The organism is Streptomyces thermocarboxydovorans, assembly GCF_039524635.1.
GTDB classification, from domain to species: Bacteria; Actinomycetota; Actinomycetes; order Streptomycetales; family Streptomycetaceae; genus Streptomyces; species Streptomyces thermocarboxydovorans.
Window position 1 is genome coordinate 61598 of the sequence record NZ_BAAAGU010000039.1, and the last position, 11893, is coordinate 73490.

Consider the following 11893-nt stretch of genomic DNA (forward strand, 5'->3'; position numbering starts at 1 on the left):
CAGTATGACCGGAGTGCCTTCATGGTCCGGATCTGTGTCGGGCGCCGGCCCGCGGATGTGATATTCCATCCCGTTGGGACGGCAGAGGGGGGTCAACGTGGCACGGCTCGGGGGAAGTCGGCGCACGCGCCGTGCGCTCCGCTCCGGCGAGATCGACGCCGGAACGCTGCGCGACCTCATCACGGAACGCGGCACGGACGACGGGCAGCCGGCCCAGCGTTACGAGGGGTTGCGAGTCACCGGCGCGCTGCGTCTGGACCGCCGCCGCATCGCCACCGCGCTCTCCCTCGTCAACTGCGTGTTCGAGGAGCCGGTCGACCTGACCGGACTCACCGTCCCCTCGCTGGACCTCTCCGGCTCCACCCTCCCCGGCCTGCGAGCCGACCGCCTCACCGTCGACGGCGAACTCCGCCTGGCCGACACGAGAGTGGGCGACGGCACCGGCGACCCGCGCCCGATGGCCGACCCGACCGACTCCCGCACCGGGCGACGCGCACCGCGCCGCCTGTACGAGGACTCGGCCACCGCCGCCGTACGCCTGACCGACGCGCACATCGCGGGCAACCTCGTCGTCGAAGGGCTCACCGTCGCCGACCACAGCTCCTGGTCCCTGCTCGCGCCCCGTCTCACCGTGGAGGGCTCGCTCCACGGCCGCGGCCTGATGGCCAACGGCGCCCTCTACCTGCGCGACGCCCGCGTCACCCACGCGGTCAACCTGCACGCCGCCGACGTGGGCGGCATCGACGCCACCGGCATCGTCTGCTCCGGCTTCTACGCCGACTGGGGCTTCCGCAGCACCGGCCAGGTGCTGCTGCGCGCGGCCGAGGTCGCCGGGGTCGTCACCTTCCACGACGCCGTCCTGGCCGCGCCCGCCGGCTCCCTGCTGTGCGGCCGGCTCCGCGTCCCGCGCCTGAGACTGGACCTGCGCGAACCGCCCGCCGGCAAGGTGGTGCTGCAGGACGCCGCCGTCGACGTCCTGGTGGACTCCGAGGCCACCTGGCCCGCCCCCGGCGGCCTCTCCCTGGAGGGCTTCACCTACCAGCGCCTGGAGACCGAGCGGCCCGTCGACCTCCGTGCCCGCATCGCCTGGCTCACCCGCGACCCCCGGGCCGGCGCCCGCGCCTTCGAGCAGCTCGCGAGGTCCTACGAGAGCGGGGGCGACGAACGCTCGGCCCGCGCCGTACGGCACGCCAAGGAGCGCCACCTCAGCCGCAACGACCGCCTCACCGGCCGGCTCTGGGGCCTGGTGCAGGACGTGCTCTTCGGCTACGGCTACGCGCCCCGGCGGGCCTGCTGTGGCTGCTGTCCCTCGTGGCCCTGGGCTCCGCCTGGTTCGCCACCCATCCGGCGCGCCCGGTCGGCGGCGACTCCAAACGCGCCTGGGACCCCGTCCTCTACAGCCTGGACCTGCTCATCCCCGTCGCGAGCCTCGGCCACCGCGGTGCCTGGGACCCGACGGGCCCGAGCAAGGCCGTCGCCCTCCTCCTGGTCGTCTCCGGCTGGGTCCTGGCCACGGCCGTCATCGCCGGTGCCCGCAGGGTGCTGGGCCGGGGCTGACCTTTCGCGCACAAGCCGCCACAGATCGGGCGGCAGCCGGTACGCTCGACGCGGCCCCGTCCACCCGTGGTGCATGAGGCGGTGCCGGCCTGCGTACGAGGACGCGGCATTGCCGACGAGCGGGACCCGAGGTACTTCATGGCGCACGACGACTACTGGGTGGCCGTATCCCGGGAGGGAGCCCTGCTCGGTGGCGGCTTCTTCGTGACCGGATCCCATGTGCTCACCTCCGCCGCCTGCGTGCCGGGACTGGAGGTGCGGGACCCGGTCGACGTGTACACCGCGCGGGGACTGCAGCTGTCGGCCATGGTGTACGAGCTGGCGCAGGACGTCGGCCTCGCCCTGATCAGTGTCCTGTCGGACCCCGGAGCCGACCACGGGGCGCCGCAGGCCGACAGCGCCGCCAAGGGCGACCCGTGGTACGCCCCCTACCGTCCCGGCCCCGCCCGGGCCGCCCTGCGCGGCACGGTGGACGCGGTCGTCGCGGACACGCGGGGTGGGCGCCCGCTGTGTCTCGTCCAGCTCGCGGGCGACCAGCCGCTGGACGACTGCGAGGGGTACGCGGGAGGACCAGTCGAGCGGCGGACGGCAGGGCACGAACCGGCCGTCTTCGGCATACTCCTGGACGCCGAGGCCTCCGGCCGGCTGAGCGGGGCCGGTGAGGGCACCTTGACCGCCGGCATGCTCAGCAGCGCGTTCAAGCTCTTCGAGAAGCTGTCGGCCGATTACCTGATGGGGCTGCTGACCGAGGGGCTCCCCACGGCGCCCGCGTCCGACGGAGCACCCGGAACCGGCATCGCCCGCGCCTCCGACACCATGTCCGCCCCCGACACCGTGTCCGCGCCTCACACCGTGTCCGCATCCGTGTCCGCGCCCGAATCCGCCGCCGCACCCGCTCCTCCCGACCCGGCCGGTCCCCTGCGGGAGAGGCAGCTCAAGGTGCGGGAGGTGTTCGAGACGGGCCGGTTCGTGGCCCGTGAGATGGACGCCCTGGCCGCCGACGTCCCCCACCTGGCACGGGACTTGGAGCCGTACTACATGCGCCTGGCGAGCGAGGTCTGCGACGAGGCGTCCGTGTCATGTGGGGAGAGCAGGACGGTGATTGACTCCTTCGGCGCAGCGGCACGGTGCGCGGAGGAGGCACTGCGCGATCCCGGCGGCCTCCGCTTCGCGCATGTGCCGAGTCTCGTCGCGTTCGTGTCCGGCTTACGGACCGGTGGGGACGGCGGCCCGGCCTGGGACGCCGACGAACTCGCCCAGGGGGTGCGTCTGGACCGGCTCCTGTGGGAACTCGGTCTGCGCGAAGAGGCCAACCGGCTGTTCGACGTGCTCGCGGAGCGCGTCCAGGGCGCCCCGGAGGGCGCCGCGCACGCTCTGGAGCTGCACAACTCCCTGGCCGTGATGGCCATGGTTCTCGGCGTGCCGCACCGGGCGCGGCACCTTCTGCGGACGGTGACGGCCGACGCCGCGGGACTGCTGGGCACCATCACCTGGATCAACCGTGCGGTCGTCGAACTGTCCCTCGGGGACACCGGATCGGCCAGGATCGCCTCACTGGTCGCCCGGGCCCGGCTCGCTGCCCTGGACGCGGAGCGCAGCGCCGAGCCGGACGAGGTCCTCGCCACCGTGGAGCTGCGCCTGGCCGTCCTTGACGGCCACCGTGCGGCCGGGGGCGGAGACCGCCTTCCGGCGCAGCCCGAACCGGTTGCCGCGGGGGTCGATGCGCACCTGGGTCAACTCGCCCACCGCGCAACCACGTTCGTGAGAGAGGCGGGGGAGGACGACCCGCGCGCCTTCCTCTCGGTCGCCGGCTTCGCCCTCGCCCGCATCGCCGCCGCGCTGCGCACCCAGGACCTCGAGGCGCTGACGACGTCCGTGCATGTGCTGGAGGTGGCGTCCCAGCGGCTCTCGGCGATGCTCGGCGCCGACCACCCTCAAGTCCTCGGTGTACGGGCCGACCTCGCGGCCGTGCAGGTGGAGTCCGCCCGGGTGACGCGCTCGGCGGACCGGCTGGAGCGCGCGCTGCTGCGGCTCGCATCCGTCTCCGAACGCCTCGACGCGCGACTCGGCCCCGAACACCCCCGATCGGTGGCGGCACTCACCAACCTGGTCACCGCCCAGGTGGAGTCGGTCCGGGCCACCGGCGAGGCCGAGCGGGCCGTGCGGGCCGAGCGCACGGCCGATGAGCTGGCGGAGCAGGCGCGCCGCGCGGAGAGACGGCTCGGCGAACGGCATCCGGTGACCCGTCTGATGCGTGCCTCCTCACAGACCTGCCGCAGAATCGCCTCGCGCGGCGACGCCCCGTGGAACAGCGGCAGCACGTTGCTGATGACGCTGACCGAGGCACCACACGGCTGGGCGACCGACACCGGGGCCTATCGCTCGTTCGACGAGGCGGTGGAGCGGCTCTCCACCCGCGGGACGGCGCGGGCGTTCGGCGGGCCGCTCGTCCCGGGGCATACGGCGACGCGCATGCGGATGCTGCTCGGCGTCGGCCGGGCCGCGCCGACAGCGGGGCAGATCGTGCCCGGCGCGGTCGCCGCCTTTCGCCCTGAGGGCGTGGTGCTGTCGCTGGACCACGGCACGGGTTTCGTCCCCGCCTCGGAGCTGTCGCTCCGAGGCGGGGCATGCCGACTGGCGGCGGGCCAGCACGTCGAGGCGATGACCCTGGGCCGCCGGGACGCGGAGGGCCGTGCCGTCATGTCCGTCCGGCGTGCCCGGACCGAGCGCGCCTGGGACAGGCTCGCGCACCTCGAGGGGACGGGCGGCGAGGTGAGCGGAACCGTCATCGAGGCCGTCAGAGGAGGCCTCGTGGTCGATGTGGGCTTACGGGCCTTCCTGCCGGCAGGCCTCGCCGACTGCGGCCAGGGTGCCGGCCTCGGTGATGTGGTCGGGGCGGAGCTGACGGCGAGGATCGGCGAGCTCGACCGGAGGCGTGGCCTGGTGGTGCTCACCCGTCGCGAGCAGGCGGAGCAGGTTCCCACCCGGGGGAGGCGCGATCGGGTGCCGGTCCGGGGCCGGCCGCTGTGGACGGTTCGCGCTGTGAAGGTCTCCCCACAGGGAGTGCTCGTGGAAGAGGCGGATGCTCCGAACCGGCGCGGGCTGATTCTCCGCAGGGAGCTGTCGTGGCTGCACGTCGAGGACCCGGCGGAGTTCGCCGGGGTGGGAGAGATGCTCCGCGTCCGCGTCGTCGGCCGCGACAGCGGCACCGGCCTGTGGCTGCTGTCCCTGCGGGCGGCCCACGACGACCCTTGGCGGGCGTTCACCACCGTGCACCGACCCGGCGAGATCATCGAGGCCACCGTCGTCAAGGCGCTCCCCGACGGAGCCCTCGTCCGCGTAGAGGACGGCATCGATGCCCCGGTCCGCCGCCGCAGTGCGCCCGGCGATCGGGAGGGCACGGCCCGCGACGGCGTCATGACCCCGGACGAGCGGGTCTTCGTCGCCCTCACCGGCATCGGCCACGACCACCAACGCCTGTATTTCTCCTTCGAGGAGGCCGATGCCGTGGGCGTCGAGGAGGGGGAACCGAACCCCGCTCGGTACGGGATGGCCGCGTACTGCGACAGCAGAGGGGAGCTGATGCTCCCGGACGGTTATGACGAGAAGGCGGGTGTCTGGCTGCCGGGCCACGAGGACCAACGCGAGTACTGGGAAGGCATGTTCACCGAGATGACGGAACGCTGCCTCCGGCACCGGGCATGGGTCGCCGAGCGGCGCCGCCGTCGCACATCCGGTACCTAGGGGCTGTCTTTCGGATCTTGCCGCTTCCGGTGGCACAGGGACGGGAAGTAGTCGAGGAGGACCTGGCGGCAGCGGCCGCAGGGTGGGACGACCCCGCGGTCGCGGTCGCCCACGGCGACGACGGTGGTGAGCTCGCAGGCGCCCTGGGCGGCCGCCGTGCCGATGAGGACCAGCTCGGCGCAGGGGCCGCCCGTGAAGTGGTAGGCGTTCACGGCGGTGATGATCCGCCCGTCGGCGGCGCGGGCCGCGGCCGCCATGGTGTGGTTGTCGCCCCGGCAGCGGGTGCGGGCGATGTGCGCCGCGGCCCGGACGAGTTCGTGTCTACGGGGTGGGACTGGGGCTGCGTGGCCAACTCTCTGCTTTCGTACGGGTGTTGTGCCGCGGGCCCCGCTCACGGCTGTCGCAGCAGCCGGTTCACCGTGCGCCCGAACACCTGACGGCCCGCGCGGGCCAGTACCGGGTCCAGTACGCCGGGGACCCCGCGGACGCGGATCTGCTCGCGCCACACTACGCGGGCCCGGCCGCCGGGACCCGGGCGCACCTCCAGCTCGGCCCAGCCCCTGACGACCCGTCCGCGCTTCTCCAGGCGGCACCTGCCGGGGACGTCGCCGTCGGGCGGCTGCCAGAGGGTCACCTCCATGGGGTCGTCGAAGGCGAGCGGGCCGAGCCCCGTACGGGCGACGATGCGGGTGCCCTCGCCGGTCGGCGGGGGAGTGGTGACGGTGACCCGGGTCAGGGAGACCGCTTCGCCGTGCCGGTGCCACCGGGTGAGCCGGCGCCAGGCCTCGTCGAGGGGGAGCGGCACGGTGCGCTGGAGCTGGAATTCGGCCACATGAAGATCTTATGGAATCCGCCCCGGCCTGCGGTCCGACCGGGTCGCCGTCACCCGGTCGGCGCAGTCGCCGGCGCAGAGGTTGCCTCCGGTACGTCGTCGCTCGGGCATGCGTAGGCCGCCTACCCTGCCCGGCGGGCCGTGAGGGCCTCCACCAGCCGGTCGGCACCGTCGGCCGCCCTGCCCTCGCGGAAGGCGTCGCGGGCCTGGCGTGCGGCCACGCGGCCCGAGGTCAGACACCAGTCCCACCAGCGTTCCAGCCGCCGTTCCGTCAGCTCTTCGGCGGGCACCAGGGCGGGCCAGCCGTACACCCGGGCCTGCGCCGTCACCGTCGCTCCGCCCGCCACCGGGTCGATCGCCAGGACCGGTGTGCCGACCCGCAGCGCCAGCACCAGGCCCTGCAACTGGTCGGTGACCACCAGATCGAGCCGCGCCAGCACGGACTGCACCTGCGCGGGCGTCGCGCTCAGATGCCAGTCGCGGGTGTCCAGCCGGGTGTCCAGCTCCAGCCGGGCACAGTCCTTGCCGGCCAGCCAGCGCGTCACCTTCCGGGCGACCTGATCGTGCCGCCGCTGCTCGCCGTACTCCTCCTCGCCGTAGGTGAGGATCACCCCGACCACGGGCCGGGCCGGCACGGCCGGAGCACGGGCCGCCAGATCCTCCGTCGGCTGGACGTCCGGGGCGTCGCGCGCCAGCACCCGGTGGAACCCGCGCACCGCCTCCGCGCCCGGATCGATCACCGAGGCCCCCACCGCGATCCGCACACAGTGCGCGAACCGCCGGTGCAGCTCCTCGATCTGCGGTCCCTCCAGCGGGCCGCACACGAACACCAGGTGCGAGTAGTCGCGCGGCCGCACATCGTCCAGATGCCGGGCCTCGGGCCGGAAGCCAGGGCTCCACGCCACGTCGTACGGGATCCCGGCGCCCCGCAGCACCTCCTCCACCCGCTGCAGCGCCAGCACGTCCCCGGCGGTCGCCTCCCCGTCCCGGAAGCTGAACCACCCGGTCAGCAGGACCCGCTTCGGTCCCATGAGCTCACTCACCTGCACAATGCCCCCCGAGTGCCCCACCCGCCCCGCCGCAACCGTCCCGCGGGCCACGGACCGCGAGGACCGGAGTGGTGGCGTCCGCGGACCACCGCAAGCCCGACGGCTCCGGCTGGGTGATCCTCGCCGACCCCGAGGGGAACGAGTTCTGCGTCCTGCGCAGCGAGTCGGACCGAGCCGAGCAGGAGCGCCGCACCCAGGGCCGCTGAACCCCGGGGTTGCCCAACCTAGGGCTGCTGAACCTAGGGCTGCCGAGGGGCGGCCTGGGTCCGGGGCTGCTGCCGGGGGCCGGACTGCTCCTGGGGGCGGGACTGCCCTTGCGGGCCGGGCCTTCCCTGCGGACCAGGCCTGCCCTGGGGGCCGGGCTGCCCCTGGGGGCGGCGGCTGGGGAGGGGCTGCTGGGGACGGTGGCCGGCGGGAGGCTGCTGCTGCGGGCGGTGGCCGGCAGGGGGTTGCTGCTGGGGACGGTGATCAGTGGGGGGTTGCTGCTGGGTACGGGGACCGGTGCGGGGTTGTTCCTGAGGGCCGGGACCATTGCCGGGTTGCTCTGAGGGGCGGGGACCGTTGCCGGGTTGTTCCTGGGGGCCGCGCCCGTCGGGGGACTGCTGCTGCGGACCGGGTCCGGCGAAGGGCCGCTCCTGGGGGCCGCGTCGGCCGAAGGGCCGCTCCTGGGGGCCGCGCCCGTCGAAGGGCTGCTGCTCGGGACCGCGACCGGCGGGGGGCTGCTGCTGGGGCTCGTGACCCGCGAAGGGCTGGTGGGGGCGGTGGTGGCCGGAGAGGGCCTCGTGGGCCTCGCGCTGCGTGCGCTCGGCGACCTCTCGGGTCTCGGTGAGGACGTCGCCGAGTTCGCGCACCAGGCTCTCGTAGACGGGCAGGCGGTCGTGGGCCGAGGGAGGGCGTGTCACAGGGCTGGTCCTTCGTGTGGGAGGTCGTTCCGATCATGGGCGCCACCGAGGGCCCTGGAGAGTCAGCGTCCCGCGGCGCCCCGGATGTCACGGGCGTTGCGAGATGTGCCGGAAACGGGCACACGCTCTCCACTTCTCATCACGGCTCTCATTGCGGACGGAACCTGACCGCAAGGGGCGTTAGCGTGCCGGCATGACGCAGACGAAGCGCACCGCCACCCCGGCCGGCGGCCCCGTACTCGGCACCCGCGCCCTCAACCGGGCCACCCTCGCCCGCCAGCTGCTGCTGACCCGCTCACCGATGTCCGCGAAGCAAGCGGTGGAGCATCTCGTCGGACTGCAGGCCCAGGAGGTGAAGCCGCCGTACCACGCGCTCGCGGCCCGCCTGGAGGGCTTCCGGCCCGAGGAGCTGTCCGGGCTGCTGGAGCGCCGCGAGGCGGTGCGCATCGTCACCCTGCGCTCGACCATCCATCTGCACACGCCGGACGACTGCATGGCGCTGCGCCCCCTGGTGCAGCCGGTGCGGGAACGGGAGATCGGCATCTTCCGCAAGGGGCTGGCCGGCGTCGACCTGGAGCGGCTGGCCGTGCTCGCCCGCGCCTTCGTGGAGCAGGAGCCGCGCACCATGAAGCAGCTGCGGGAGATGCTCGGCGACGAGTGGCCGGACGCCGACCCGCAGGCGATCGCCATCGCCGTCCGCTGCACCCTCCCGCTCGTCCAGGTCACCCCGCGCGGGATGTGGGGCCGCAGCGCCCAGGTCGCCCTCACCACCGCCGAGCACTGGCTAAACCGGCCCACGGAGCCGGCCGCCTCGCCCGACACCGTCGTCCTGCGCTACCTGGCCGCCTTCGGGCCGGCCTCGGTGAAGGACATGCAGACCTGGTCGGGGCTGACCCGGATGCGCCCCGTCTTCGAACGGCTCCGCCCGCGGCTGCTCACCTTCCGCGACGAGAACGGGGTCGAGCTGTTCGACCTGCCCGACGCACCCCGCCCCGACCCGGACACCCCGGCGCCGCCGCGCTTCCTGCCCGAGTTCGACAACCTGATGCTCTCCCACGCCGACCGCACCCGGGTGATCCCGCCCGCCGACCACCGCCGCACCTGGCAGGCGAACACCTTCTACTGCCCGCTCCTGGTCGACGGCTTCCTCGCCGGCGTGTGGCGCATCATCGACCAGGACCTCGTCATCGAGCCGTTCCGCGAGCTGTCGAAGGCCCAGCGCACGGAGGTCCTCGAGGAGGGCGCGCGGATGCTGGACACGCTCTACCAGGGGGCCGTCTCGTACGACGTCCGCTTCGGCACGGTGCGCGAGCAGGCGGCGCCCCGGTGACAACGGGGCGAACGGGAACGGCTGCGCCCCGGTGACAACGCGGTCAGCGGAAACGGCTGGGCGGGCCCCTCAGTCCGCCCGCCCCGTGACCGCCACCGACACCCCGAGGCCGATCATCGTGCAGCCGCCCGCGCCGCCGATCAGGGACAGGCGCCGGTCGGAGCGGGCGAACCAGGCGCGGGCGGCCGAGGCGGTCAGCCCCCAGAGGGTGTCCGTGACCAGGGCGATCAGAATGGGCATCAGGCCCAGCACCAGCATCTGCGCGGGCACACGGCCCGCCGAGTGGTCGACGAACTGCGGCAGCACGGCGGCGAAGAACACCACGCCCTTCGGGTTGGTGACCCCGACCAGGATCCCGTCGAGCACCGTCCGCAGATCCCCGCGCGCCGGTCCGCCGCCGGCCGCCGTGATCTGCTCGGCCCTGAGCTTCTTCCGGTGCCGCAGCGCCTGGACACCGAGGTACACCAGATACGCGGCCCCGGCGAACTTCACCGCCAGATAGACCGTCACCGAGCGCTCCACGACCGAGCCGACGCCCAGGGCGACCGCCACGACCAGCAGATAGGAGCCGATGACATTGCCGACGACGGTCGCCAGCGCGGTGCGCCGGCCATGGGCGAGCGCCCGGCCGATCACGAACAGCACGCTCGGCCCGGGTATCACGATCACCAGCAGGGACATCGCCGCGAAGGCGGCGAGGCGTTCCGGGGACACCATGGCTGGGATTGAAACACGGGTCAGGTCGTGAAGGTCAGTGGTCTGCAGCGAATCGGTTCGGCCTGCGAGCAGCGGCCCGCCGGTGTCGCCTCGCTTCATGGTCATCGACGCCTGGCACGCTTAAGCTCGGCGGATGGCCTTGGAATGGGAACAGGTAATCGTCCACGCGCAGGACCCGCAGGCCTTGGGGAAGTGGTGGGCTGAGGCACTCGGCTGGGTCGTCGTCCACTCCTCCGACGATGAGTTCGAGATCCGCCCGGCACCGGACCGCCTGCCGGGGCTGGAGTTCGTCCGCCTCGCCGAACCCAAGAAGGCCAAGAGCCGGCTGCATCTCGACTTCCGTCCCGATGACCAGGAGGCCGAGGTGGCCCGTCTGCTGGCTCATGGCGCACGGCGGGTCGACATCGGCCAGGGTGAGCAGTCGTGGGTCGTGCTGGCGGACCCTGAAGGCAACGAGTTCTGCATCCTCCGCCGGCGCAGCCGATGACACTCCCGCCCCGGACGGCCGTCCGGGTGTCCGGGGCGAGAGCGGCTGATCGAGTGGATGCCCGTCAGGACGGGGCGAGGACGCAGAACTCGTGACCCTCGGGGTCCGTCAGGCAGGTCCATGGGACGTCGCCCTGGCCGACGTCGAGGTCGGCGGCACCGAGGTCCCGCAGCCGGGCCACCTCCGTTTCCTTGTCGTCGCCGGGGTACGGAAGCAGGTCGACATGGACGCGGTCCGGCACGGTCTTCACGCCGGGCGTGCGGAGGAATCTGAAGTACGGCCCGACATCCTTGGCGGAGCGCAGCACCGCGTGCTCGTCGGTCACCTCGTGCACGGTCCAGTCCATCGCCCGGCCCCAGAACCGGGCCATGGCCCTCGGATCGACGCAGTCGACCACGACTGCGTCGATCGGTCCGGTGTCCCGGTGGATCTCCTGAGGCTGAAGCACACAGAACTCGTTGCCCTCGGGGTCGGCGAGCACCGTCCAAGGTGCGGTGCCCTGCCCCACGTCGGCGGGCTTCGCGCCGAGAGCCCGCAGCCGTGCGACCAGCTCCTCGCGATGGGCCGCGGAGCGCGTGGCGAGGTCGAGGTGCACACGGTTCTTCTCGGCCGTCTTGGCCTGCGGGACCGGGACGACATCGATGCCGACGAACTCCGGATGGGGCCAGACCAGGCCGCCTGCGGGCCCGACGTAGGTGGTCACGCCGGGGCTGTAGGCCTGCCAGTCGAGCGCCTCCGCCCAGAACCGGCCGATCGCCTCGGGGGCCAGTGCCTTGATGATCACGTGAGCGGGTCGCAGCGCCATGCCGGCGATGCTACCCACCCCCGTGAGACGGGAATCGACTCTGCGCCGCGCCGCACGTGCCGGCCTGCACGGTGGTTGGTGCTCTGCTGACTGACGAGTGGTCAGTGCTTGAGAGTGAAGGTGAAGTCGTCGGAGAGCTTGCCGTTCAGCCGGACCGCCGAGACCAGTTTCCCGTCCGTGATCAGTTGCTCGACCTTGGTCCGGGACAGGCCGCAGCCCTGGGCGATCAGCCGCGCCGGGCGGACCGGTATCGGTGCCGCGAAGCGGACGGCCACGTCGACCACTTCGCGGTCCAGGCGGTCCGATCCCTCGGTGTCGAGGCGCCAGGCGCCCGACCAGTCGAGCTCGATGCGGTTGCGGCGCCGCAGGACGGGATCCCGGAGCAGCTCGGCCGCCAGGCCGGCGTCGTTGTCATGCAGCCGGTCCAGCAGTTCGGGACGCACGGACCCCCCGGCCATGTGCAGTACACG

General features: G+C 73.3%; 11 protein-coding genes and 1 pseudogene. 5 read left to right on the forward strand and 7 right to left on the reverse strand.

The features are described from left to right. Positions 1 to 97 precede the first annotated feature (97 nt). A complete protein-coding gene (locus ABD198_RS19215) occupies positions 98 to 1765 on the forward strand; it encodes a hypothetical protein (protein ID WP_344003181.1) in 1668 nt (555 codons plus the stop codon). Next, complete coding sequence (locus ABD198_RS19220; protein WP_344003184.1) at positions 1696 to 5301, forward strand: hypothetical protein; 3606 nt, start codon at positions 1696 to 1698, stop codon at positions 5299 to 5301. Before ABD198_RS19215 ends, ABD198_RS19220 begins: the two co-directional genes overlap by 70 nt. Positions 5302 to 5336: 35 nt before the next feature. Here ABD198_RS19220 and ABD198_RS19225 read toward each other — a convergent pair. The 3 genes and pseudogenes from ABD198_RS19225 to ABD198_RS19235 all read right to left on the reverse strand — a co-directional run. Beyond that, positions 5337 to 5594: pseudogene (locus ABD198_RS19225) on the reverse strand (cytidine deaminase); the annotation flags it as partial. A gap of 98 nt (positions 5595 to 5692) precedes the next feature. Next, positions 5693 to 6133, reverse strand: a complete 441-nt coding sequence (locus tag ABD198_RS19230; protein WP_344003187.1) for an SRPBCC family protein — start codon at positions 6131 to 6133, stop codon at positions 5693 to 5695. 122 nt (positions 6134 to 6255) lie between these two features. Then, complete coding sequence (locus ABD198_RS19235) at positions 6256 to 7164, reverse strand: polysaccharide pyruvyl transferase family protein (protein ID WP_344003190.1); 909 nt, start codon at positions 7162 to 7164, stop codon at positions 6256 to 6258. An 89-nt stretch (positions 7165 to 7253) separates the two neighbouring features. Here ABD198_RS19235 and ABD198_RS19240 point away from each other — a divergent pair, with 89 nt between their 5' ends. Then, a complete protein-coding gene (locus tag ABD198_RS19240; RefSeq protein ID WP_344003223.1) occupies positions 7254 to 7388 on the forward strand; it encodes a VOC family protein in 135 nt (44 codons plus the stop codon). 33 nt (positions 7389 to 7421) lie between these two features. On the opposite strand, the gene ABD198_RS19245 is transcribed toward ABD198_RS19240, so the two are convergent. After that, a complete protein-coding gene (locus ABD198_RS19245; RefSeq protein WP_344003193.1) occupies positions 7422 to 8084 on the reverse strand; it encodes a hypothetical protein in 663 nt (220 codons plus the stop codon). A 193-nt stretch (positions 8085 to 8277) separates the two neighbouring features. On the opposite strand from ABD198_RS19245, the gene ABD198_RS19250 reads away from it, so the two are divergent. Next, a complete protein-coding gene (locus ABD198_RS19250; protein WP_344003196.1) occupies positions 8278 to 9414 on the forward strand; it encodes a winged helix DNA-binding domain-containing protein in 1137 nt (378 codons plus the stop codon). 69 nt (positions 9415 to 9483) lie between these two features. Here ABD198_RS19250 and ABD198_RS19255 read toward each other — a convergent pair whose 3' ends face one another. Then, entirely contained in the window at positions 9484 to 10131 is a 648-nt protein-coding gene (locus ABD198_RS19255) for a LysE family translocator (protein WP_344003199.1), read from the reverse strand. Positions 10132 to 10264: 133 nt separating this feature from the next. Here ABD198_RS19255 and ABD198_RS19260 point away from each other — a divergent pair, with 133 nt between their 5' ends. Beyond that, the gene (locus tag ABD198_RS19260; protein WP_344003202.1) at positions 10265 to 10618 is read left to right on the forward strand and encodes a VOC family protein; all 354 of its coding nucleotides are present in this window, start codon (positions 10265 to 10267) and stop codon (positions 10616 to 10618) included. 64 nt (positions 10619 to 10682) lie between these two features. On the opposite strand, the gene ABD198_RS19265 is transcribed toward ABD198_RS19260, so the two are convergent. Further along, a complete protein-coding gene (locus ABD198_RS19265) occupies positions 10683 to 11423 on the reverse strand; it encodes a VOC family protein (RefSeq protein WP_344003205.1) in 741 nt (246 codons plus the stop codon). A gap of 101 nt (positions 11424 to 11524) precedes the next feature. After that, positions 11525 to 11893 (reverse strand): DUF1062 domain-containing protein (locus ABD198_RS19270; protein WP_344003208.1); only part of this gene is annotated, 369 nt, incomplete at its 5' end.